Origin of the sequence: Alistipes sp. D31t1_170403_E11, from assembly GCF_015553985.1 — a bacterium.
GTDB lineage: Bacteria > Bacteroidota > Bacteroidia > Bacteroidales > Rikenellaceae > Alistipes > Alistipes montrealensis.
The window spans coordinates 43,333-66,253 of sequence record NZ_JADNHQ010000005.1; the positions used below are offsets into that span (position 1 = coordinate 43,333).

The following is a 22,921-nucleotide window of genomic DNA, read 5'->3' on the forward strand; positions in this document are numbered from 1 at the left end:
CGCTCTACGGGATTAATATTACTTCTTCGCATGCTCCAGCGCAGCCTTCACGAAGGCCACGAACAGCGGCGAAGGACTCTGCACGGTGCTCTTGTATTCGGGATGGTACTGCACGCCGATGAACCACGGATGGTTCTCAATCTCGACGACCTCCACCAGGTTCGTGTCGGGATTCACGCCCACAGCCTTCATGCCGTCCTTCTCGAACCGCTCCAGGTAATCGTTGTTGAACTCGTAGCGGTGGCGGTGGCGCTCCGAAATGTTGAGTTTGCCGTAAGCGGCAGCAACTTTCGAACCCTTTTTGAGCGCACAGGGATAAGCGCCCAGACGCATCGTGCCGCCTTTGGCCGTAACGCCCTTCTGCTCCTCCATCAGGTCGATCACCGGATGGGCCGTCGCTGGCTCCATCTCGCTCGAATTGGCATCGGCGAGGTTCAGGACGTGACGCGCGAATTCGATCACCGCACACTGCATACCCAGGCAGATGCCCAGGAACGGCACGTTATTCTCGCGGGCGAAGCGCACGGCCTCGATCTTGCCTTCGATGCCGCGGTTGCCGAAACCCGGGGCCACCAGAATACCGGCCATCTTGCCCAGGTGCGCAGCCACGTTTTCCCGCGTGATCTTCTCCGAATTGACGTAACGCAGCTTGACTTTGCAATCGTTGACCGCCCCGGCGTGGATGAACGACTCGCAGATCGACTTGTAGGCGTCGGGCAGTTCGGTGTACTTGCCGACCAGCGCGATCTCGATCTTCTTCGACGGGTGTTTCACCTTCTCGACGAATGCGCTCCATGCAGTCATGTCCGGCTCCTTGTCGGCCGGGAGGTTGAGTTTGTCCAGCACCACTTCGTCCAGATGCTGTTCGTGCATCTTCAGCGGCACTTCGTAGATCGTCGGCACGTCGATCGACTCCATCACGGCATTGGCGTCGACGTTGCAGAACAACGCCACCTTGCGCTTGAGCGCCGCCGTCAGCGGATGCTCGGCGCGCAGCACAAGGATGTCGGGCTGGAGACCGTTCTCCAGCAGCGCCTTCACCGAGTGCTGCGTGGGCTTGGTTTTCAACTCGCCCGAAGCGGCCATATAGGGAATCAGCGTCAGGTGAACCAGCGCCGTATTTTTGTAACCCAGCGAGTAGCGCAACTGGCGCACCGACTCGATGAACGGCTGCGACTCGATGTCGCCCACCGTACCGCCGATCTCGGTGATGATTACGTCGTATTTCTTGGTCTGCGCGAGCAACTGGATGCGCCGCTTGATCTCGTCGGTGATGTGGGGAATGACCTGTACGGTCTTACCCAGGTACTCGCCCTTGCGCTCCTTCTCGATGACGCTCTTGTAGATACGCCCCGTCGTGACGTTGTTGGCCTTCGACGTGGGCTGGTTCGTAAAGCGCTCGTAGTGCCCCAGGTCGAGGTCCGTTTCGGCTCCGTCTTCGGTGACGTAGCATTCGCCGTGCTCATAGGGGTTGAGCGTCCCGGGATCGACGTTGATGTAGGGATCGAGCTTCTGAATGGTCACCGAGTAGCCGCGGGCCTGCAACAAACGCGCGATCGAGGCCGAAATGATACCCTTGCCGAGCGACGATGCCACACCGCCCGTTACGAAGATGTACTTGGGTTTGGAAAGTTTCATTACTGTCGTATACTATTTATTTTCGTTGTTCTGTTCTTCCTGGTCCTGCTTGTCGATCAGCTTCACCTTCTCGATCGTGGCGGTCATCTCCTCGCGGGCACGCTCGATCTTCGCACGCACGTCGGCGACCAGCGCTTCGGCGTTCTTCGACTTGGCAAAGAACCCGATGTTGTTCTCCAAGAGGCCGATCTCCTGTTCCAGTTGGCGTACCTTATTGTAGAGCCGTTCGCGCTCCGAACGCAGGCGACGGTCGCCCGCGGCCTTGAACGTCGAGACCTTCTCGCGGAAACGTCCCATCGAGCGGTCGCGCTCCGAGCCGCGCAACGTGTTGAACAGTGCGTCCACCGCGGCCTTGTATTTTTTCTGAATGGCGTCCTTCTGCTTGATGGGCACGAACCCGATCTCGCCCCAGCGGCGCTGGAATTCGCGGATCACCTCGTAACCGCCGGCTTTCACATCGGCCTCGGCCATTTCGGCCAGCAGGGCGAGTTTCTTCTGCAGGTTCTCCTCGTGTTCGCCGTCGACGCTCGCAAAATGCGCCCCCTTGCGCTCGAAGAACTTGTCGCAGGCAGCACGGAACCGTTTCCAGACAGCATCCGAATGACGCCGCGATACGGCTCCGATCTGCTTCCAGCGTGCCTGCAGGGCAATCAGTTCGTCGGTGGTCTTCTTCCACTCCTCGCTGTTCATCAGCGACTCGGCGGCCTCGCAAATCTCCGTCTTCAGCTGAAGGTTGTGTTCCATTTCGGTCTTCATCCCGGCATAGAACTGCCGCTTGGCTTCGAAGAAGCGGTCGCACGCCGTGCGGAAACGCTCGTAGATGCGGTTGTTGTCTTTCTTCGGTGCAAAGCCGATGGTCTTCCAGGTCTTCTGAATCTCCAGCAGGCGGTCGCTCGCGCGGTTCCACTCCTTGCGCGTGGTCAACGGCTGGGAGGAGAGCTCCTCCGTCGCGGCGCACAGCTCGGTCTTGAGTTCGAGGTTCTTCACCTGCTCGCCCTTCAGCGTTTCGAAATGCTCCTGGTGCTGCTTGTTGATACGGCTCGATGCGGCCTTGAAACGCTCCCAGAGCGCCTCCTTGTATTCATTGGCTACGGGACCCGTCTCACGCCATTCGTCGTGGAGCTTCTGCAACTTGTGGAACGCCTCGACGACGGAAGGCTCCAGCACCAACGCCTCGGCCTGCTCGCAGAGGGCGACTTTCTGCTCGTAGTTTTTCTTCAGGTCGAGGTCGCGAAGCTCCTTGTTGATCTTGATGAAGCTGTAAAAATTCTCGACATGCAGGTTATAGGTCTCCCACAAATCCTTGACATACTGCTGCGGCACGATGCCGGTATCCTTCCAGCGCTGCTGGAGTTCACGGAATTTGTTGAACGTATGGTTGAGTGTCTCGTCCGAATTGACCAGCTCCTTGAGCTCTTCGATGATGCTCTGCTTGACCTTGAGGTTCGCCTCTTTCTCGGCTTCGAGGTTGGCGATGAACGCATCGCGGCGATGGCGGTACTCCTTGAACTGCTCCTTGAGCTGTACCTCTGCACCGTCTACCGAAGGTGCGAAATCCTCCTCGGCGCCGCCTTCTTCGACGAAACGGCGGCGTGCGGCCTCGACTTCGGCGCGACGGATGCGGTAGAAGGCGATCTTCAGCGCCTCCACATCCCGGCGGATCGACTGCACGGGCTGCTCTTCGAGCATCCGGGCGAACAGGGCTACCAATTCCTCCTTGCCTTTGCCGGCGAACTTGTCCTCTTCGGACGACTGTCCGGCGAGTTCTTCGGCAGCCTCCTCCTCGGGGGTCTCGCCTTCGATCTCCAACCCGGCGTTCCGGGCCGCAAGCGCGGCGTCCTCGTCGTCGAAATCAACCCGTACATCCTCGGGAGCGGCCTCCTCGTCCGACTCCGAAGCTATCGGCTCGGCGGCAGGCTTGATCCGCGCACGTTTGGCGCGCGGCGCGGCCTCGTCGGCAGGGGCTTCTTCCGTTGCGGGAGCCTCGTCGGCACGCTCCGCAGGAGTTTCGGTTGCGGACTGCTCAGCGCCGGCAGGCGTTTCCGCAACTTCCGCAACGGGTTCTTCCGCAGCGGCGGGCGCCTCTGCGGCCGTTTCGGCAGCGGGCATTTCGGGTTCAGGGACTTCGGCAGTCACGGCAGGATTCGCTTGCGCATCTTCAGCCGCAGGGCTGACTTGCTCTTCGGGAGCAGGAAGTGTCGGTTTTTCAGTAGCCATCTCAGTACACGTTTTTGAGTCCCCGCAGATGCGGAGGCATATAAATCTCGCAAATATAACCATTTTATGCGGAACGCGGAAAAGATTTCGCCAAAACATGCAACAACGCCGCCTTCCAGGAACAGAAAACCGCCGCGATCCGTCCCGACGGCGTTTTTTCGGGCCGGTTCCGGCTCTGCATCAGCGCTTACGGCATCAAACCCGATACGGCCCGTCGACCGGAACGCGCCAGGTAAAAATAAATCCCGCGACACCGGATGTCGCGGGATTTATCTTATCCGGAAAGCGCCGTCAGCGCTTGCGGCCCTTTGCAGCGATGCGTTTGGGCGCAGCCTGACGGCCCGTGGTGACGGGACGGCTGCTGCGGCGAACGCTCTTGGTTCCCGCGCCGCGCTTGGGTTTCTCCCAGGCCGCAGCTTCGTCGTAGCGCTGGAAAGCCTCCCAGTCGAACCCGTCGTTGCCGCCGGTCGGAGGTGTACTCCAGTCGTTCGCGGCTTTTTTCCGGCTCCGCGTCACGGGACGCTGTTCCCCGGCATCGCCGGAAGCGGTTTCAGCGGCCGGTTTGCGGGTCCGCTTCGCGGGGCGGAACTCCTCCGCGCCTGCGGACTCCTCCGTCTTTTTGCGGCTCCGTTTTTCGGGACGGAACTCCCCGGCGGATTCGCTCCGGAACGACTCCTCGCCGCCGGTCCGTCCGCCTGCCGGTGCACTACGCCGCTTTCCGCCGCCGTTCTCCGAATCGGAGCCGTCGATTTTGGCGATACGCCGACGGCCTCCCGAAGCGTTGAGCTGCCCCACGACCGCTTCGGCGTCGCTGAACGGCACGCTCACCAGCGAATAGTTCTCGAAGATGCGCACATCGTCGATATTCTTGTCCCTCAGGCCGCACTTGCGCTTGAGCATGTCCACGATCTTGCGGGCCGTATAGCCGTCTCGGCCCCCGAGGGCCAGGAACAGCCGCGCCTTGCCCTTGCGGTCGACCGAGAACGAACGGATTTCAGGGTAATTGCTCTGGTCCAGTTCACTGCGGAACGCCAGTCGCAGCAAAGCCCCCAGCGCCACCTCGGGCGCATAGGCTTCGAGCAGCTCGGCCGCGATGTCGGCGTAATCACCGTAGGCCTCTTCTGTCACAATCTCCTGCAAATCGTCTTTGATCTTGGCGCGCTTCATCGCTACGATGTCCTGCGGCGAAGGCAGCGTCTCGCGCTTGATGTCGGCCTTGATGTCGCGCATCATCCAGTTGAAACGGCGCAGTTCGGCGCTCGAAATAAAGGTGATGGCCGTACCCTGGTTGCCCGCGCGGCCCGTACGGCCGATACGGTGCACATAGCTCTCCGAATCCTGCGGCAGCGAGTAGTTGATCACGTGCGAAAGGTTCGACACGTCGATACCGCGCGCAGCCACATCGGTGGCTACCAGCACGTTGACCGCTTTATCGCGGAACTTGCGGAGTATCTTCTCGCGCTGGGCCTGCGACACGTCGCCATGCAGGCCTTCGGCCGAATACCCCTGTGCCACCAGGCGCGTCGCCACCTCGTCCACGCCGATCTTCGTACGGCAGAAAACGATGCCGTAAAAGTCGGCCTCGATGTCGATGATGCGCGTCAGGGCGTCGAACTTGTCGGCCTCGCGCACCTCGAAGTAAATCTGATTCGTGAGGTCGGTCATCAGGTGCTGCGACTCCACGCGCAGCACTTCGGTGTCGCGCATGTAAGCCTCCGAAAGGCGGATGATCCGCTCGGGCATCGTGGCCGAAAAGAGCAGTACGCGGCGGTCTTCGCCCGTGTGGCTCATGATCTCCTCGACATCCTCGACGAAGCCCATGTTGAGCATCTCGTCGGCCTCGTCCAGGACGAGGAACCGGACTTTGTCCAATTTAAGCGTGCCGCGGCGGATATGGTCCAGCACGCGGCCCGGCGTACCGACGACGATGTCGACGCCCCGCGACAGGCGGCGCAGCTGTTCGCTCATCGCAGCGCCTCCGTAGATGGCCGTGATCGAAAGACGCCGCTCACGGTTGTAACTGAGCAGTTCCTCGGCGGCCTGCACAGCCAGTTCGCGCGTCGGAACGAGGATAATGGACTGTACGCCCTCTTTCGAAGGTTCGATCTGCTGGAGTATCGGCAGCCCGAAAGCCGCCGTTTTACCCGTACCGGTCTGGGATTGCGCGATGATGTCGTTCTCTCCCGAGAGCAGACGGGGAATCGTAAGTCGTTGGATGGAAGTAGGGCTTTCGAACCCTTTTGCTTGGACGGCCGCGAGCATTTCGTCGCTAAGGCCTAAGGTGCTGAAATCAGCTTCGTTGATCATATATGAATAATTGAAGGGTCAAAGGTACGATAATTTATTGGATTATTCGCCGGAAAATCACTATCTTCGCAAAAACTTATGCCGCACGGCCCACACACGGGCCGCCTGACTGAAAACCGACACCATGAGCCACCGCATCCTGCTGGTCGACGACGAGGTAGATATCCTCGAATTCGTCCGCTACAACCTCGTACGCGAGGGTTACGAAGTCTTCACGGCCGAGAACGGCGCCGAGGCGCTGAAGATCGCCGCCGAATGCCGTCCGCACCTGATCCTGCTGGACATGATGATGCCGGTGATGGACGGAGCGCAGACCTGCCGTGCGATCCGCGCCAACCCGCTCCTGAAGGACACGATGGTGGTTTTCCTCTCGGCGCTGGGCGAGGAGGGGCAGCAGTTGGCGGGCTTCGGCGTAGGAGCCGACGACTACCTGACCAAGCCCATCAAGATGAAACTGCTGGTGAGCCGCGTACAGGCGATCCTCAAGCGGATCGACGCCGACAAAGCCCCCGAAAAGGCCCCGTCGCCGGGTATCACCGTCGACCGCGAGCGTTATACCGTCATCCGCGACGGGCAGGAGATCACCCTGCCGCGCAAGGAGTTCGCACTGCTCGACCTGCTCTACTCGTCGCCCGGGAAACTGATTCCCCGCGAGGAGATCTACGCCAGGATATGGGGCACGGAGGTCGTCGTGGGCGACCGTACGATCGACGTGCACATCCGCAAACTGCGCCAGAAGATCGGCGACGAGCGCATCGTCACGGTCAAAGGCGTAGGATACAAGTACGAACCCGTTTAAAAGCGGGCAAACCGCCGCATTATCGTGCGGCAGGTCAGTTGGATTAGGTTAGTTAGAGAACATATGAACAATTCCCGGAAATACCGCCGCATCGTCGTCAAGATCGGCAGCAACGTGCTCACCCGTGAAAACGGCCATCCCGACACCACGCGCATTTCGGCGCTCGTCGACCAACTGGCGCGCCTGCACCAGGCCGGCACGGAGATCATCCTCGTCTCGTCGGGCGCCGTGGCCTCGGGCCGCAGCGTACTCGAAGCCCGGGCCGGGCGCATCGACACCGTTTCGGCCCGCCAGCTCTTCTCGGCCGTCGGACAGGTCAAACTGCTCAACCGCTACTACGACCTTTTCAACGAATACGGCATCACCTGCGGACAGGTGCTCACCACCAAGGAGAGCCTCTCCACGCGGCGGCAGTACCTCAACCAGCGCAACTGCATGGAGGCGATGCTCGCCGCCGGCGTCATCCCGATCGTCAACGAAAACGACACGATCTCCGTCACGGAACTGATGTTCACCGACAACGACGAGCTTTCGGGCCTCGTGGCGGCGATGATGGGCGCCGAGGCGCTCGTCATCCTGAGCAACATCGACGGTATCTACGACGGTTCGCCGTCCGACCCTGCGTCGCAGGTCATCCGCCGCGTCGCCCCGGGCCGCGACCTCTCGCAGTATATCGACACGGCTCGTTCCTCGCGCGGCCGCGGGGGCATGACGACCAAAAGCCGCATCTCCTCCCGCGTGGCGGGCGAGGGCATCGAAGTGGTGATCGCCAACGGCCGCCGCGACAACATCCTCACCGATCTCGTGCTGACCGGCAGCGATGTCGTCTGTACGCGCTTCGAAGCGGCTCCCCGCACGGCCTCGGGCGTCAAAAAATGGATCGCCAGCAGCGAAGGCTTTGCCAAAGGAGCCCTGCACCTCGACGCCGGAGCCGCCGCAGCCGTCTCGCAGAGCAAAGCCGCGAGCATCCTCGCCGTAGGCGTCACCGCCGTCGAAGGCGATTTCGAACGCGACGACATCGTGCGCATCCTCTCGCCCGAGGGCACGCAACTGGGCGTGGGGCGCATCTCGTGCGACAGCGCCACAGTCCGCCGCAACCTCGGCCGAAAAGGACTCAAACCACTGATTCACTGCGATTACCTCTACCTGGAATAACATGGAATACGATACAATCTTCGCCGCTGCCCGCCGTGCCGGGACCGAGCTTGCACGGACCGACACCCAACGCCTCGGACGTGCAATCGTCCGGGCCGCCGCTCTGCTGCGGGAAAACACCGGAAAACTGCTCGCGGCCAACGCCCTCGACCTGGAGGCCATGGCCGCCGATTCGCCCATGCGCGACCGCCTGCGGCTGACGCCCGAACGCATCGCCTCGATCGCCTCCGACATGGAATCCGTCGCCGGGCTTCCCTCGCCGCAGGGCGAGACGCTCGCCCAATGGACCCGCCCCAACGGCATGACCCTGCGCAAGGTCCGCGTACCGTTCGGCGTGGTAGGCATGGTCTGCGAAGCACGGCCCAACGTCACGGCCGACATCTTCTCGCTCTGCCTGAAGACGGGCAACGCCTGCGTCCTGAAGGGAGGCAGCGACGCCCGCCATTCCAACGAGGCCATCGCCGCCCTGCTCCGCGAAGCGCTCCTCAGCGAAGGGATCGACCAGGCGGCTTTCACGCTGCTGCCTGCGGGGCACGACGCCGTCGCCGCCCTGCTCAACGCCGTGGGTTACGTCGACGTGGTGATTCCGCGCGGCGGCTCGGGACTGATCCGCTTCGTGCGTGAGAACGCCCGCATCCCGGTCATCGAAACCGGCGCAGGTATCGTCCACACCTATTTCGACCTCGACGGCGACCTGGCGAAAGGCCGTGCCGTCGTCTGCAACGCCAAGACGCGGCGCGTCAGCGTCTGCAACGCCCTCGACTGTCTCGTCGTCCACCGCGGCCGCCTCGCGGACCTCGCGGCATTGTGCGACCCGCTGGCCGCCGCCCGCGTCACGGTCTACGCCGACGCGGAGGCATACGCCGCACTCGAAGGCCGCTACCCCGCATGCCTGCTGCGTCCCGCCTCCGAAGAGCATTTCGGGACCGAGTTCCTCGACTACAAACTGGCCGTCCGCACGGTCGGGTCGCTCGACGAAGCCCTCGCCCACATCGCCCGTTACTCCTCGCGCCACAGCGAAGCCATCGTCACCGAAAACGAGCGGACCGCCGACCAGTTCACCCAACGCGTCGACGCGGCGTGCGTCTACGTCAACGTCTCGACGGCCTTCACCGACGGCGGCCAATTCGGCTTCGGCGCCGAGGTCGGCATCTCGACCCAGAAACTCCACGCCCGCGGCCCGATGGGGCTGCCCGAACTCACGACGTACAAATACGTGATCACGGGCGACGGACAGGTCAGGGAATCATAACGCCGTTTGCGCCGCCTTCAGCCGCATTTACAAACCGCCCCGTCCCCGGGCAAGCAGACGACGCATGCCCCGGACGACGGCACAACGGCAGCTATGAGCACGAATCGGATAAATTTTCCACCTATTTTGGTAAAAAATAGAACGATCCGTAATCATTTTTTGCTTAAATTTGCACATCCGTAAAATAATACATATATTTAAATTATGATTCGTGAACTTTTTGCCGTGGGCCTGGGAGGCGCCGCCGGAAGCATCGTCCGCTATATGCTCTCCGCCTGGCTGCTTGCAGGGCACACGATCCTGGGTTTTCCGACCGGGACGTTCACGGTTAATGCCGCGGGCTCGCTGCTGATCGGCATCCTGCTGGAAGCCACGACTTCGACAACGGCAGGATGGTTGCTTATCGTAGGATTCTGCGGAGGTTTCACCACCTTTTCGACCTTTTCGGCCGATGCCGTGCGGCTGCTCCGCGCCGGGGATTACGGGCCTGCGACGGCCTACATCGCCCTGAGCGCCGTGGTCTGCATCGCCTTTGCCGCCCTGGGCATGTGGATCGGCGCGCAGGTGAAAAGCTGAAAACATGGGGCCTGGTTTGCAAACGACGCAGAAGACCGGCTACAACCGCCGTTGGAAGCAAAAAACAGAACAAAAACATATAACTTTATAATAGCACTTATGGTAATTTTGGTATTGAACTGCGGCTCTTCTTCGATCAAGTATCAGGTGATCGACATGGAGGCTGCATCGAGCAAACTGCTTGCAAAAGGCATCGTAGAACGCATCGGCCTCCCGGAAGGCGACCTGATCCATAAACCCGTCGGCAAGGAGCCGTTCGAACTCCACCAGCCGATTCCCGACCACACGACCGGCATCAAACTGGTCCTCGACGCCCTTACGAATGCAAAACACGGCGTGATCGCATCGCTCGAAGAGGTGAAAGCCGTCGGCCACCGCGTCGCCCACGGCGGCGAGTTCTTCCCCGAAAGCTGCATCGTCACCGAGGATGTCAAGGCGAAAATCCGCTCGCTGTTCGAAATCGCCCCGCTGCACAACCCCGCCAACCTCGAAGGCGTGCTTTCGATCGAGAAGGTACTTCCGGGCGTGAAGCAGGTCACGGTATTCGACACCTCGTTCCACCAGTCGATCCCCGCCGTCAACTACATGTACGCCCTGCCCCACGCCTATTACGAGAAATACCGCGTACGCAAGTACGGCTTCCACGGAACCAGCCACAAGTACGTGGCCAAGGTCGGCGCAGAGCTGGCTGGGCTCGATTTCCACAATTCGAAGATCATCACCTGCCACATCGGTAACGGCGGCTCGGTGACGGCCATCCTCAACGGCAAGTCGTTCGATACGTCGATGGGCTTCTCGCCGCTCGACGGTCTGGTGATGGGCACGCGCTGCGGCTCGGTGGATGCCAGCGCCATCACGTTCATCGGGGAAAAGGAGGGCATGACCTACGCCGAACTGAACGAGATGATGAACAAGAAATCGGGCGTACAGGGCCTTACGGACATTTCGAGCGACATGCGCGACATCGACCGCGCCTACGACGAGGGCAATCCCCGCGCAATCCTGGCCCGCGACATGTACTACGGACGCATCCGCAAGTTCATCGGCGAATATGCCGCCGAGATGGGCGGCGTCGACATGATCATTTTCACGGGCGGCGTGGGTGAGAATTCGTGCGAGATGCGCGAAACGGTCTGCACCGGACTGGAGTTCATGGGCGTCGAGTTCGACCCCGCAGCCAACAAGGGCGCCCGCGGCATCAACAAAATCCTCTCGGCTCCCGATTCGAAGGTCAAGGTAGCGACCATCGCCACCAACGAGGAACTCGTGATCGCCACGGATACCTATAATTTAGTAAAATAAACCCGGCAGCCGATCCGTTAGCATCCCGGCAACTCCGAGACATCCCTCCCGCCAAGGCGTGTACAGGGGTGGATGGAACGACCCGGCAAACGCGACGGAACACCGCGACAACAGCGGCCGGAACCGCGAACAGCCACTACATATAACAAACTACAAAATTAAACGTAACATCATTATGATTCAGCATTTGACCGATATCGTCGAGGAGGCGAGAAAACGGGGTAAAAAACGTCTTGTCGTAGCTTATGGACAGGATTCACATACGCTGGAGGCAGTCTACGAAGCCTACAAGGAGGGCCTCGTGGAGCCCACGCTCTTCGGCGACAAAGAGGTTATCAAACAGGTTTGCGAGGAAAACGACATCGACATCAAAGCGTTCAACATCGTCGACGAATCGAACGACGTGAAGTGCGTCCAGCAGGCCGTCGCATCGGTCGTTTCAGGGAATGCCGACGTGCTGATGAAAGGCCTGGTCTCGACCGACAAATACATGCGCGGCATCCTCAACAAGGAGGCCGGGCTGTTCCCCCCGAAAGGCGTCCTGAGCCACGTTTCGATCGTCGAAATGCCCTGCTACCACAAACTGCTGATCATCTCGGACGTGGCGGTTATTCCGCTGCCCGACTTCAAGCAGAAGATGGTGCAGATCGGCTACCTGGCCCGCACGGCCAACCTGCTGGGCATCAAGACCCCGAAAATCGCCTGCATCGCCCCCTCGGAGCAGTTGCTCCCCAATGTGATCTCCTCGACCGAAGGCGCGCTGCTGGCCAAGATGGCCGACCGCGGCCAGTTGGGCAACGTCGTTGTCGACGGCCCCCTGTCGCTGGACGTAGCGCTTTACAAGGAGGTTGCCGAGCACAAAAAGGTCAAAGGTTCGTCGGTCGCCGGCGATCCCGACTGCCTGCTCTTCCCCAACCTCGAATCGGCCAACGTCTTCTTCAAGTCGGTCACGCACCTCTGCGGCGGCGAACTGGCAGCGATGGTCATGGGCACGAAGGTCCCGTGCGTGCTCACCTCGCGCGGCGATACGAGCAAAACCAAGTTATTCTCGATAGCACTGGCCTGCCTGGCCGTAAAAAACTAAAATCCGGTCATCCGGACCTAACCCAATACGAACGAACCGAGAACTATGGGCTACAAAATCTTAGCAATAAATCCCGGCTCAACGTCTACAAAGGTCGCCCTCTACGACGAGGAGCGGCCTTTGTTGGATTTGAACCTGCGTCACTCCACCGAGGAAATTTCCCGTTTCGCGACAGTCAACGACCAGCTCGACTGGCGCCGCGGACTGATTCTCTCGGCGCTCCGCGAACAGGCATTCGACATCAAGGACCTGTCGGCCGTAATCGGCCGCGGCGGCCTGATACGGCCCATTCCCGCAGGCGTCTACGAAGTCAATTCGCGCATGCGCTACGACCTGCGGAACGCGCCGATGAAGCATGCCTGCAACCTCGGGGGACTCCTGGCGGCGCAGATCGCCCACATGGCAGGCGTCAAGGCGTATATCGCCGATCCGCCGGTGGTCGACGAGATGGACGACGTAGCCCGTATCTCGGGCATGCCCATGTGTCCGCGCAAACCGGTCTTCCACGCCCTGAACCAGAAGGCCACGGCGCGCCTGCACTGCGACCGGATGGGTTGGGTTTACGAGGAATCGAACCTGATCGTCGCCCACATGGGCGGCGGCATTTCGGTCGCCGCGCACAAGCAGGGACGCATCGTCGATGTCAACAACGCACTCGACGGCGACGGCCCCTTCGCCCCCGACCGCGCGGGAAGCATCCCTTCGAGCGAACTGATCAAGGTCTGCTTCTCGGGCCAGTATACGCGCGAGGAACTGCTGAAATTCATTTCGAGCAAGGGCGGCCTGGTAGCCTTGTTGGGGACCAACTCCGTGATTCAGGTCATGGAACGCATCGCCGAGGGCGACCAGCGGGCCAAGAAGGTCCTCGACGCCATGTGCTACAACGTCGTGAAGCAGATCGGCGCCATGGCCGCAGCCCTCTCGGGAAGCGTCCAGGCCATTGTCCTCACGGGAGGCATCGCCTTCAATGAACCCATCGTGGAGTACATCCGCGAACACTGCTCGTTCATCGCCCCGGTTACGGTCTACCCCGGTGAAAACGAACTGGAAGCGCTGGCCATCAATGCGCTGGTGGTGCTCCGGGGCGTCATCACCCCGAAAGTCTACAAATAAAGAATGATCCGGAAAAGAAAACAGGTTGCCTATCTGCGGGCAACCTGTTTTTTGATAATAGCCGTCACTTCACGGAAGGCTTCCAGCCGGAAGAGGGCCGAAAGCACGAGGTAGCTGACCAGTCCCGCCCCCAGTTCGGCCATCAGCCGCAGCAGGGTGTCGCCAGGCAGCGCCGCCGCCGTAAGCCGCACGACGGCATACATCGCCGCAGACACGAGCGCCACGGGCAGCAGCGTGCGGATGAAACGCCAGATCGTCAAGGTGGTGAAACGCGTCGTCGCAAGGAAGTTGACCGTCATTTCGCAAAACGCGATCGCCACCAATCCCCAGACCACGGCCATCACGCTGTGCGGAATCGTCACGGCGAAGATCGCCGTCATGATGACCTTCTTCACCACTTCGAGCCGCACGATCAGCGGCCCCTCACAGCGGGCCTTCAGCACGTTATAAGCCGTCAGGGCGATCGGCGAAAACAATCCCGCCAGGCACACCGTTTCGAAATAGGGAACCGTCGGCATCCACTCCTCGCCCAGCAGCACGGCAAACATGTCGTGCGCCACGGCCGACATACCCAGCATAATCGGGAACATCACGTAAGAGACGACCATCACGACCTGCCGATAACCTTCGGCGAACTTCGGGGCGTCGTCGCGAATCTTCGCCAACGCCGGGAAGGTGACGTTCTGCACTGCCTGAATGCCCGTCGCAGCGGGCATATCCTTGAGCTTCACCGCCTGGTCGAACGATCCGAGCGTCGCCGGCGAATAGAGTTTCCCGAGGAAGAACTGAGGTATCTTGTTGTAGAAATTCGAAATCAGATCCGTCACCATCAAACTGCACCCGAACGGCGCCATCTCCCGCAGGGGTTTCAGGCCGCATTTGCCGCAGGGCCTCCAGTCGCTGAGCCACCACAGCAGCGCAGTCCGCATCCCGATCGCGATCACGCGCTCCGCCACGAGGCTCCAGATGCCCCACCCCGCCAACGCCAGCGCAATGGCCGTGAGGCCGCCCGCGAGCGACGAGGCGAAGGTCACCTTCGACAGCAGCGCGAAGCGAAACTGCCGGATAAAGATCGTATTCTGAACAGCCGACAAGGCGCTGAGCGGCAGCAGCAGAAAGAAAACCGGGGCGATCTGTGCGATCTCGGGCATCCCGTACCAGCGCGCCGCCCAGGGCGCCACCGCCACCAGCAGCGCATAGAGCACCACCGAAACGGCCATATTAAAAAGGAAAACCGACTTGTAATCGCTCTGCGAAGGCCCCTTATGGCGAATCAGGCTCTGCGAGAAACCGCTGTCGACGATCACCAGCAGCACCGTCACGACCGCCGACGGAATGGACATGAAGCCCAGGATGTCGCGTGTCAGCAGGCGCAGAATGACCAGCCGCACGGCCATTGCAAGGAGCATCGAGCCGATCTTCTCGGCCATGCTCCACGCCACGCCCTGCGCGACTTTCTCTTTGAGCTCGCTCCCCAAACCTTAACAGTTATGCTGCGCGGCGATCTCCTCGTTGCGCTTGCGGATGTTCCGCACGTTGGCGATCTCGACATACGAAGCGCCGCCGTCGGGACCGAAGCTGCCGCCCACGATGGCCATTAAATCCTCGTCGTCGAGCTTGCGGTACTGGTCGAGGAACTCCAGCGCGTCGACCAGGAAGTGATATTTGTCGGCGAGCTGCTGGTTGCGCAGAATCGGCACGACGCCGTACGACAAGGCCAGGATGCGCTGTGCATGCAGCTGGTAGCAGACGGCCATCACGGTCTTGCGGCCGCGGAACGCCGCCAGGTAACGGCCCGTGCGTCCCGTCTTGGTGTCGAGCACCACATATCTGATCGGCAGGTTCGTCGATGCGCGTACGGCCGAGCGGGCCAACTGCGCCGTGATTTCGTGGTTCACCGAGACCATATCCATGTCGATCATGGGCTTGAAATGAGCCTCGTCGCGCTCGATCTCACGGGCGATACGGGCCATCGTCTCCACCGATTCTACGGGGAAGTCGCCCATGGCGGTCTCGTCGCTCAGCATCACGGCGTCCACACGCTCGTAGATGGCGCTGGCCACGTCGCTCACCTCGGCACGCGTCGGACGCGGCGACTTGACCATCGAATAGAGCATCTGCGTGGCGATGATCACGGGACGCTTGGCGCGGATGCACTTCTCGACGATGCGGCGCTGCGTGTTGGGAATCGCCTCGGCCGGAAGCTCCACACCCAGGTCGCCGCGGGCGACCATGATGCCGTACGAAGCCTCGATGATCTCGTCGATATTGTCGAGTCCCTCCTGATTTTCGATCTTCGAAATGATCTTGATATTGCTGCCGTGGGCGTCGAGGATATCCTGCACGGCTTTGATATCGCGGGCCGAACGCACGAACGAGTGGGCGATGAAATCGACATCGTTCTTCACGGCCCACTCGATAAAGCGGCGGTCCTTTTCGGTCACCGAGGGCAGGGCGATCGATACGCCCGGCACGTTGACGCTCTTGCGCGAACGCATGGCGCCGCCCACGACGAATTCGCAGTCCAGCTCCTTGTCGGTCTTGCCCATGACGCGAATCTCCAGCTCACCGTCGGCGATCAGCATCCGCGATCCTACGGGGATGTCCTTCACGATCGAAGGGACGTTCATATAGACCACCTTGCGGGTCGTGAAGTCCGAACCGTCCGAGCCGCGCACGGCCACACGGTCGCCCGCGCGGAAATTGATGCTGTTACCGTATTCGTCGGCAATCGTCGTGACGCGGATTTCGGGACCTTTGGTGTCGATCATAATCGGAATGGCCGGATTGACCCGGTGTACCGTTTCCACGATATGCGTAGCCCCGTCCTCGGTGACGTGCGCCGAATTGACGCGCACCACATCCATACCTGCGTCGAAAAGTTGCTTTACGAACTCCTCGGTGCAGCGGAAATCCGACATCGTAGCTACAATCTTGGTTCTTTTCATTCTGTACATAGAAAGAGAGCTGTTTATTTTTTATGTTTTTGTTAGCAGGCAGCCAACCGGCCTCCTGCCGCATTTACGAGTTTGACTCAGCTTTAAATCCCCGCCTAAGGCGGGGACTTTATCGCCATGCAGCCGGTTTTCCGGCCCGTGTGCGGCTATTTTTCACAAATCAGGAGCAACGCTTCCACTCCCAGCCGGTAGGAGTTCAGCCCGAATCCCATGATCGAGCCTTTGGCCACGGGAGCCAGCAGCGACGTGTGGCGGAACTCCTCACGGGCCAGGATCGACGAGATGTGCACTTCGACGACCGGAACCGACACGGCCGACACGGCGTCGCGCAGCGCCACCGAAGTGTGCGTATAGCCGCCCGCGTTGAGCACCACGCCGTCGTAGCGGCCGTCGGCCTGCTGCACGGCGTCGATGAGTTCACCCTCGTGATTAGACTGGAAATAGTCGAATTCCACCGACGGATAATGCGCCTTCAATGTTTCGAAATACGATTCGAAAGTCTGCGAGCCGTAGACCCCGGTATCGCGCCGCCCTTGCAAATTGAGGTTCGGCCCGTTGAGAATCAATATCTTCATACTTTTTTGGTTTACTTCCAGTTCCTATAGGGCCGCAGCCCCGAATTTGACGACAAAGGTAATCAATATTCGCGATTTTTTTGATACCTTTGCCATATATTCCCGCATTGAGTGCTCAATAGCAGGCTTTGCAAGGCAAAAGCCAAAACGCCCCGCTCCATGACCGAATTCGGATTTATCGACAACATCCAGCGCCTTTTCGCCTCGCTTCCCGGCAACGGGTTCGAGGGCATCGGCGACGACTGCGCGGTACTGCCCATCGGCAACGGCGAATCGCTCGTCTTCACGGCCGACCTGCTGACCGAGGGAGTCCATTTCCTGCGCGACGCGACCTCAGCCCGCGAACTGGGCCGCAAATCCCTCGCCGTCAACCTGAGCGACGTAGCCGCCATGGGAGCCCGCCCCGTGGCGACACTGCTCTCGATCGCCCTTCCGGCCGATGCCGCCGACACGTGGGCCGAAGCGTTCATGCTCGGCTACCGCGAACTGTCCGAACAATTCGGCGTAGCGCTCGTAGGAGGCGACACGACCCGCTCGCTGTCGGGCGTCACGATCAACGTCACGGCCATCGGCCGCGCCGACGATGCACACCTCAAACGCCGCAGCGACGCCCGCCCCGGGGATGTAATCTTCACCGCCGGGGAACTCGGCGCCTCGGGCGCCGGCTTGCAGGACATCCTCGCAGGACGCTGCGACACCCCTGCCGCCGCAGTACACCGCAACCCGCTGCCACAGGTCGCCGAAGGCATCTGGCTCGGCGGCCGCCCCGAAGTACGCGCCATGATGGACCTTTCGGACGGGCTGGCCTCCGACCTGAAGCACATCCTCGACCGTTCGGCCACCGGCGCAGAGGTCGATACCGACCGCATTCCCGTCGCCCCCGGGGCCGATGTCCGCATGGCCGCCTGCGGAGGCGAAGACTACAAACTCCTGCTCACCGCGGCCCCCGAAGCCGCCGACCGCCTCGCCGCGGAGTTCAGCGCCCGGTTCGGCGCCCCCCTCTACCCCATCGGACGCATCACCGCCGCTCCGGGCCTCACATGGCTCCGCAACGGAAAACCCGAGCCATTGGACTGGCACGGGTTCACACACTATTAATCTTCGATTGTTTCTTTCCCTCCTATTTCCCGTTTTGGCGAACGGTCATATCCGCACACTCCGGTATTGCGCTCGTCGTCGTCAGCCGGAACTTCATCGTCCGGCTACGCTTGCCGTTGTTCGCCTCGGCGCTTATTCGAATGGTCTGGATATACCTCGGAACTTTCCAAAACCGCCCATCGCCGGAACGGGCGAGAGAATCATAGACAACCACATCCTCCGACGAACAATCCGTGAGACACTCCACCGAAATAGCATCGGACTTATTTAATATCCAAATCTGAGTTATCTCTTCTGCCACCAGTTGAAGTTCGATGGAACCTTCTTCCGAAGGAATCTCGATCGTATGATCGTGAGCTTGCACCAATTCGTCGTTTTGAAGAATATAGACACCATGTACAAACCAACCTCCCTTTGCATCTTCCTTTTGACAAGACCCCATAAATACAAAGGACAGCGCCAAAACGCAGTTAATAATTTTATCTATATTCATCCATTCGAATTTTAAGATACAGAATCCCGAATACGAAGTTACATAAAATATATACAAAATACAACATAATAAAATATTATTTTACAATAATACAATCCATATATCCACTTAATATAAAAAAATACCTGCAAGATTTTTGAAGTCCTGCAGGTATTTTAGGCCGTATGAGGCAATCAAATATGCCTATTCTTTAATGATATACACATGCTCGTCGCGTCCCTGCATGTGATAGTTTTCCCGGGCGTACTCTTCGAGATAATCGTCGTATTTCAGTCGTTCGAGCAGCGTGCTGTCCTGCGCGATCTTCTCGGCGTAATAAGCCCGCTCGCGCGTCAGGGCATTGATCTGGCGCTTGATCTTCACGGCATGCAGGGCGTTGCGCCCCACGACGAAAACCGTGAAGACAACGATGATCGCCGTTGCGACGATCCAGAACCTGCGGCCGAACTGAATTTTCATTTACGGTATATGCATATACTTGTGCGTCTGTATCGAAATGTTCCATCGGGGATGCGCCTTGGCATACTCGACCATCGCGGGCATCACCTTCTCGGCAACGCTCCACTCGGGCTGCAGGAACAGCAGGCACTTTGCACCCACGCGGGCGGCATTCTGCTCGGCCCATTCGAAATCGGCCTCCGATTCGACGATCACCTTCAATTCGTCGGCCCGCCCGAACGCCTCGTCCAACGGAGGCTGCTGACGCTTCGGCGAGAGGCACACCCAGTCGAAAACACCGCTGAAAGGGTGCGAACCCGATGTTTCCAGGAAAATCTGCAACCCCTTTTCCCGCAACGTCTCCGTGAGCACGCCCAGCGGATAGAGCAGCGGTTCGCCTCCCGTGATGACGATGGCCTGCGCCGGACACGAAGTCGCCCGGTCGATCACCGTCTCAACGTCGGTCGGCGGAAAGAGTTTCGGATTCCACGTATACTTGGCGTCGCACCAGCGGCAGCCTACGTCGCATCCGCCGAGGCGAATGAAATAGGCAGGCTTTCCGGCGTGAAACCCTTCGCCCTGAATGGTGTAGAAATCCTCGACCAGGGGCAGCAATCGCCCGCCGTCGAGCAATGCGGGATCGGTCTTGATTGCCATTACTCGGTCACTACGTAAATATCCTTCAGGCTGCGGCCCAACTGATCGTAGTCCAATCCGTAACCTACGATGAACTCGTTGCCGATCTCCATGGCGCGGTACTTGATCGGCAACTGCTTGCGGTACGATCCGGGCTTGAAGAAGAGCGTGCAGACCTCGATCGACGCCGGGTTGCGCGACTCCAGCTCCTTGATCATGTGCTCGATCGACTCGCCCGTATCCACGATATCCTCGACGATGATCACGTGACGGCCCTCGATCGAATTGTTCAGGCCGATCAGGCTCTTCACACAGCCCGTCGAGCAGGTCCCGTCGTATGACGCCAGTTTGACGAACGAGAGTTCGTTCTGAAACTCGATCTTCTTGATCAGATCGCTCATGAACATGAACGAACCGTTGAGAATACCCAGGAAGAGCGGGGTCTCCTTACCGGCATAGTCGGCATTGATCCGCTGTGCCACAGCCTCGACAGCCTGGTCGATCTGCTCGGCGGGTATCATGATTTTAAAATTTCTGTCGTGAAGTCGTATGGTATTCTCCATTTTCGTTACCGGATTTTTTATATTATTAGTGCAAAAATAACTATTTGCGCGCAACAAACGAAGGGTTCCGGTAAAATAATCGCAAAAAGATCGCAGTTCCCCGAAACGTTCCGCCCGGGCCGCAACCGGACCGCCCCGATTTCCATACGCCCCGTATCCGGGTTGCGGCGCCTTCCCCGATGGCGCACGGCATACGTCTCCGCCTTCATTTGTCAATACAACCTTGCAATCCGACCATTATCCACAAAAACCAGTCAGCCGGACTTCGATCGCAAACCGCCCCGATATTTAAAAAAATAAATATATAAGGCTAAAAAAAATAAACCAAATAAAAAAAAGTACCCGTTAATTTGTATCTTCAATAAAAATGTTTAATTTTGAAATACAATCGAAACACTTTCGAAACATATTTAATTTATATTTGAAACGTTTTTCGCACAAAAACCCATACCGACGCAAACAGCATGGCGATCATATATAATAAGGTAATCAACCAGATGGACAACCGGTCCGGATACGGGAACTCCGCAGCGAGGTTCCCGCGAAACGGCTGCCGCTCACTCGGAGCAGGGCCGCACGTCCGGTCCGCGGGCAAGATTTCCGGCTCTTGAAACCGTTCCGGAATCCCACCCGGTCTATTATCGACACGATATTAGCAACCAATTTTCAAACGACAACCCGAATCACATCTAAAACGAGAACATGAAATGAAAAATGGAATAACTTATTTATTGCTGGCGCTCGCAGCGGCCTGGCTGTTCGTCGCCTGCGGCAGTAAGGACGGCGAAGGAACCCCTGCGGACAATTTCGACGTACAGTTCAAACTTCCGGCATCGATCGATGTCGCTAAAGGCGGGGAATACACCTTTGAAGTAATCACCGAGGGAGGGGGGGGGAAATCGCCTCTAACCACTGATTCATTCCTGCTGGAGTCGGACGCAGGAATATCCTACGTCTGCCCCATCGTTAAAACTTCTTCCGACAGCTTCACCATACGCCTATCCGACGGGTGCGAGACCGGTTATTACAAGGTCTTCATCAAAAGGGACACCCGGAAAAAATCGTTCGGAAGAACCTATCTAAACATCGGCGAAGACATAGGTTTCACGCCCGATCCGGGCTCCACCGTCTACGGAATCGTTTCATCGGCCGAAGGCGGTGTGCCGAATGTCGTGGTATCCGACGGCCATGAGGTGACCGTGACGGACGAGAACGGCATCTACCAACTCAAATCCGCTAAAAAATGGGGCTATGTCTTCATTTCCGTCCCGGGCGGCTATGAGGTTCCGTCCGACGGAGTCCTCCCCCGGTTCCATTACGCGCTGAAAAGCGGTCCCACAGTCGTCGAAAGAGCTGATTTCACGCTCAAAAAAGTAACCGGGCAGGACACCTACAAGGTCTTCATGCTCGGCGACATGCACCTGGCCAACCGCACGGGCGACAGCCAGCAGTTCGCCCAGTTCACGTCCGACCTGAGCGATTACATGACCCGCCATAGCGGGAAGAAGATGTATGCCATCACGCTCGGCGACATGACCTGGGACCTCTACTGGTATTCGAACAACTTCTATTTCCCCCAATACCTGAGCGCCGTCAACGCACAGCTCAAAGGCCTGCAGATATTCCACACCATGGGCAACCATGACAACGACTTCAAGACCACGTCGGATTACACCGCGGCGGTCAAATACGTGGACAATATCGCCCCGACTTATTACTCCTTCAATATCGGTCAGGTCCATTACATCGTCATGGACGACATCGACTGCAGCAACTACGACGGAACCGATTCGCGCAACTACTCGAAACGCATCTCCAGCGAACAACTGGACTGGCTTGCGAAAGACCTGTCGTATGTAGACAAGGCGACGCCCCTGGTCATCGTGATGCATGCGCAGGTATTCTATCCGACCACTACCGGATTCAGGATCGACCACGATGCGACCAACACCGCAAACCTTTTCAATATCCTCAACGGGTATAAGGTCGATTTCGTGACGGGACATACCCACATGCTCTTCAATGTGACGCCCGAAGCCTCGATCGTGGGCGGACGGAATTTCCGGGAACACAACTCCGGCTCGGTATGCGCCTCCTGGTGGTGGTCGGGCCACCTTACGCCCGGCGTCCACGTCAGCCTCGACGGAACTCCGGGAGGATATGCCGTCTGGGATGTCTCCGGAACCGATTTCAAATGGTTCTACAAATCGACCGGATGGCCCGAAGATTACCAGTTCCGCAGTTACGACCTGAACAACGTTCATTTCTCGATGGACGACGTACCGCTGATGCCCCCGAGCACACCGGCCTCGGTCCAGAATGCGTATAAGAAATACGTCGACGCCTACCCCGCAAACACCAACAACGAGGTGCTGATCAATATCTGGAACTGGAGTTCGGACTGGACGCTCGATGTCGTCGATGAAAACAACAACAAACTGGCTTATTCGGAAGTCTGGGCCTACGATCCGCTCCATATAGCGGCGCTCTCCGTGCCGAGGTTCAACAACGCGAGCCTCAAATCGACGCCGTCGTTCATCACCGAAAAGTTCACGCATTTCTTCAAAGTGAAGGCTCCCGACGCCGACACCGACCTGACGATCACCGTCAAGGACGAATTCGGGAATACCTGGACCGAGAACATGCAGCGGCCGAAAGCATTCTCCACGGACGCCTATAAACGTAAATGACAATCGTCACATACCAATCCAACCTTTA

19 protein-coding genes are annotated in these 22,921 nt (G+C 59.1%); 9 read left to right on the plus strand and 10 right to left on the minus strand.

Features of this window, described 5'->3' with window-relative positions:
* Positions 1 to 18: 18 nt before the first annotated feature.
* The 3 genes from I2E69_RS11490 to I2E69_RS11500 all read right to left on the minus strand — a co-directional run bounded on the left by I2E69_RS11490 (position 19) and on the right by I2E69_RS11500 (position 6,162).
* Positions 19 to 1,638, minus strand: coding sequence for a CTP synthase (locus I2E69_RS11490; RefSeq protein WP_195461369.1), 1,620 nt, complete (start codon positions 1,636 to 1,638; stop codon positions 19 to 21).
* A gap of 12 nt (positions 1,639 to 1,650) precedes the next feature.
* Positions 1,651 to 3,855 (minus strand): DUF349 domain-containing protein, encoded by a 2,205-nt coding sequence (locus I2E69_RS11495; protein ID WP_229095486.1) that lies wholly within the window; start codon positions 3,853 to 3,855, stop codon positions 1,651 to 1,653.
* Positions 3,856 to 4,146: 291 nt separating this feature from the next.
* Positions 4,147 to 6,162 (minus strand): DEAD/DEAH box helicase, encoded by a 2,016-nt coding sequence (locus I2E69_RS11500; RefSeq protein ID WP_195461370.1) that lies wholly within the window; start codon positions 6,160 to 6,162, stop codon positions 4,147 to 4,149.
* A gap of 124 nt (positions 6,163 to 6,286) precedes the next feature.
* On the opposite strand from I2E69_RS11500, the gene I2E69_RS11505 reads away from it, so the two are divergent.
* The 7 genes from I2E69_RS11505 to buk all read left to right on the plus strand — a co-directional run bounded on the left by I2E69_RS11505 (position 6,287) and on the right by buk (position 13,443).
* Positions 6,287 to 6,961, plus strand: a complete 675-nt coding sequence (locus tag I2E69_RS11505) for a response regulator transcription factor (protein WP_195461371.1) — start codon at positions 6,287 to 6,289, stop codon at positions 6,959 to 6,961.
* Positions 6,962 to 7,024: 63 nt separating this feature from the next.
* Complete coding sequence (gene proB, locus I2E69_RS11510; RefSeq protein ID WP_195461372.1) at positions 7,025 to 8,116, plus strand: glutamate 5-kinase; 1,092 nt, start codon at positions 7,025 to 7,027, stop codon at positions 8,114 to 8,116.
* A 1-nt stretch (position 8,117) separates the two neighbouring features.
* A complete protein-coding gene (locus I2E69_RS11515; RefSeq protein ID WP_195461373.1) occupies positions 8,118 to 9,368 on the plus strand; it encodes a glutamate-5-semialdehyde dehydrogenase in 1,251 nt (416 codons plus the stop codon).
* A 204-nt stretch (positions 9,369 to 9,572) separates the two neighbouring features.
* Entirely contained in the window at positions 9,573 to 9,944 is a 372-nt protein-coding gene (gene crcB / locus I2E69_RS11520) for a fluoride efflux transporter CrcB (protein ID WP_195461374.1), read from the plus strand.
* A gap of 99 nt (positions 9,945 to 10,043) precedes the next feature.
* A complete protein-coding gene (locus tag I2E69_RS11525; RefSeq protein WP_195461375.1) occupies positions 10,044 to 11,246 on the plus strand; it encodes an acetate/propionate family kinase in 1,203 nt (400 codons plus the stop codon).
* Positions 11,247 to 11,421: 175 nt separating this feature from the next.
* Complete coding sequence (locus I2E69_RS11530; protein ID WP_195461376.1) at positions 11,422 to 12,330, plus strand: phosphate acyltransferase; 909 nt, start codon at positions 11,422 to 11,424, stop codon at positions 12,328 to 12,330.
* Positions 12,331 to 12,375: 45 nt separating this feature from the next.
* The gene (gene buk, locus I2E69_RS11535; RefSeq protein ID WP_195461377.1) at positions 12,376 to 13,443 is read left to right on the plus strand and encodes a butyrate kinase; all 1,068 of its coding nucleotides are present in this window, start codon (positions 12,376 to 12,378) and stop codon (positions 13,441 to 13,443) included.
* A 29-nt stretch (positions 13,444 to 13,472) separates the two neighbouring features.
* On the opposite strand, the gene I2E69_RS11540 is transcribed toward buk, so the two are convergent.
* The 3 genes from I2E69_RS11540 to aroQ form a co-directional block, all read right to left on the minus strand.
* A complete protein-coding gene (locus I2E69_RS11540; protein WP_195461378.1) occupies positions 13,473 to 14,921 on the minus strand; it encodes a lipopolysaccharide biosynthesis protein in 1,449 nt (482 codons plus the stop codon).
* 3 nt (positions 14,922 to 14,924) lie between these two features.
* Positions 14,925 to 16,400 carry a pyruvate kinase gene (pyk, locus tag I2E69_RS11545; RefSeq protein ID WP_195461379.1) on the minus strand — a complete coding sequence of 492 codons (1,476 nt, stop codon included), beginning with the start codon at positions 16,398 to 16,400 and terminating at the stop codon, positions 14,925 to 14,927.
* A gap of 146 nt (positions 16,401 to 16,546) precedes the next feature.
* Positions 16,547 to 16,975 carry a type II 3-dehydroquinate dehydratase gene (aroQ, locus tag I2E69_RS11550; protein ID WP_195461380.1) on the minus strand — a complete coding sequence of 143 codons (429 nt, stop codon included), beginning with the start codon at positions 16,973 to 16,975 and terminating at the stop codon, positions 16,547 to 16,549.
* A gap of 159 nt (positions 16,976 to 17,134) precedes the next feature.
* Here aroQ and thiL point away from each other — a divergent pair, with 159 nt between their 5' ends.
* Positions 17,135 to 18,073, plus strand: coding sequence for a thiamine-phosphate kinase (thiL, locus tag I2E69_RS11555; RefSeq protein WP_195461381.1), 939 nt, complete (start codon positions 17,135 to 17,137; stop codon positions 18,071 to 18,073).
* Between the two features lie 22 nt (positions 18,074 to 18,095).
* On the opposite strand, the gene I2E69_RS11560 is transcribed toward thiL, so the two are convergent.
* The 4 genes from I2E69_RS11560 to hpt form a co-directional block, all read right to left on the minus strand.
* Positions 18,096 to 18,566 carry a hypothetical protein gene (locus I2E69_RS11560; RefSeq protein ID WP_195461382.1) on the minus strand — a complete coding sequence of 157 codons (471 nt, stop codon included), beginning with the start codon at positions 18,564 to 18,566 and terminating at the stop codon, positions 18,096 to 18,098.
* A 183-nt stretch (positions 18,567 to 18,749) separates the two neighbouring features.
* Entirely contained in the window at positions 18,750 to 19,025 is a 276-nt protein-coding gene (locus tag I2E69_RS11565) for a septum formation initiator family protein (RefSeq protein WP_195461383.1), read from the minus strand.
* Positions 19,026 to 19,661, minus strand: a complete 636-nt coding sequence (locus I2E69_RS11570; RefSeq protein WP_195461384.1) for a 7-carboxy-7-deazaguanine synthase QueE — start codon at positions 19,659 to 19,661, stop codon at positions 19,026 to 19,028. It lies immediately after the preceding gene.
* Positions 19,661 to 20,203 carry a hypoxanthine phosphoribosyltransferase gene (hpt, locus tag I2E69_RS11575; RefSeq protein ID WP_195461385.1) on the minus strand — a complete coding sequence of 181 codons (543 nt, stop codon included), beginning with the start codon at positions 20,201 to 20,203 and terminating at the stop codon, positions 19,661 to 19,663. The genes I2E69_RS11570 and hpt overlap by 1 nt, the downstream gene beginning before the upstream one ends.
* A 707-nt stretch (positions 20,204 to 20,910) precedes the next feature.
* On the opposite strand from hpt, the gene I2E69_RS11580 reads away from it, so the two are divergent.
* A complete protein-coding gene (locus tag I2E69_RS11580; protein ID WP_195461386.1) occupies positions 20,911 to 22,893 on the plus strand; it encodes a calcineurin-like phosphoesterase C-terminal domain-containing protein in 1,983 nt (660 codons plus the stop codon).
* Positions 22,894 to 22,921: the final 28 nt, after the last annotated feature.

What these genes read in the sequence shown, in the direction of transcription:
- I2E69_RS11490 (WP_195461369.1), bottom strand. Translation starts at nt 1,638, where the DNA reads ATGAAACTTTCCAAACCCAAGTACATCTTCGTAACGGGCGGTGTGGCA.
- aroQ (WP_195461380.1), bottom strand. Translation starts at nt 16,975, where the DNA reads ATGAAGATATTGATTCTCAACGGGCCGAACCTCAATTTGCAAGGGCGG.
- proB (WP_195461372.1), top strand. Translation starts at nt 7,025, where the DNA reads ATGAACAATTCCCGGAAATACCGCCGCATCGTCGTCAAGATCGGCAGC.
- I2E69_RS11565 (WP_195461383.1), bottom strand. Translation starts at nt 19,025, where the DNA reads ATGAAAATTCAGTTCGGCCGCAGGTTCTGGATCGTCGCAACGGCGATC.
- I2E69_RS11495 (WP_229095486.1), bottom strand. Translation starts at nt 3,855, where the DNA reads ATGGCTACTGAAAAACCGACACTTCCTGCTCCCGAAGAGCAAGTCAGC.
- I2E69_RS11530 (WP_195461376.1), top strand. Translation starts at nt 11,422, where the DNA reads ATGATTCAGCATTTGACCGATATCGTCGAGGAGGCGAGAAAACGGGGT.
- I2E69_RS11580 (WP_195461386.1), top strand. Translation starts at nt 20,911, where the DNA reads ATGAAAAATGGAATAACTTATTTATTGCTGGCGCTCGCAGCGGCCTGG.
- crcB (WP_195461374.1), top strand. Translation starts at nt 9,573, where the DNA reads ATGATTCGTGAACTTTTTGCCGTGGGCCTGGGAGGCGCCGCCGGAAGC.
- I2E69_RS11525 (WP_195461375.1), top strand. Translation starts at nt 10,044, where the DNA reads ATGGTAATTTTGGTATTGAACTGCGGCTCTTCTTCGATCAAGTATCAG.
- buk (WP_195461377.1), top strand. Translation starts at nt 12,376, where the DNA reads ATGGGCTACAAAATCTTAGCAATAAATCCCGGCTCAACGTCTACAAAG.
- I2E69_RS11515 (WP_195461373.1), top strand. Translation starts at nt 8,118, where the DNA reads ATGGAATACGATACAATCTTCGCCGCTGCCCGCCGTGCCGGGACCGAG.
- hpt (WP_195461385.1), bottom strand. Translation starts at nt 20,203, where the DNA reads ATGGAGAATACCATACGACTTCACGACAGAAATTTTAAAATCATGATA.
- pyk (WP_195461379.1), bottom strand. Translation starts at nt 16,400, where the DNA reads ATGTACAGAATGAAAAGAACCAAGATTGTAGCTACGATGTCGGATTTC.
- I2E69_RS11570 (WP_195461384.1), bottom strand. Translation starts at nt 19,661, where the DNA reads ATGGCAATCAAGACCGATCCCGCATTGCTCGACGGCGGGCGATTGCTG.
- I2E69_RS11500 (WP_195461370.1), bottom strand. Translation starts at nt 6,162, where the DNA reads ATGATCAACGAAGCTGATTTCAGCACCTTAGGCCTTAGCGACGAAATG.
- I2E69_RS11505 (WP_195461371.1), top strand. Translation starts at nt 6,287, where the DNA reads ATGAGCCACCGCATCCTGCTGGTCGACGACGAGGTAGATATCCTCGAA.
- thiL (WP_195461381.1), top strand. Translation starts at nt 17,135, where the DNA reads ATGACCGAATTCGGATTTATCGACAACATCCAGCGCCTTTTCGCCTCG.
- I2E69_RS11560 (WP_195461382.1), bottom strand. Translation starts at nt 18,566, where the DNA reads ATGAATATAGATAAAATTATTAACTGCGTTTTGGCGCTGTCCTTTGTA.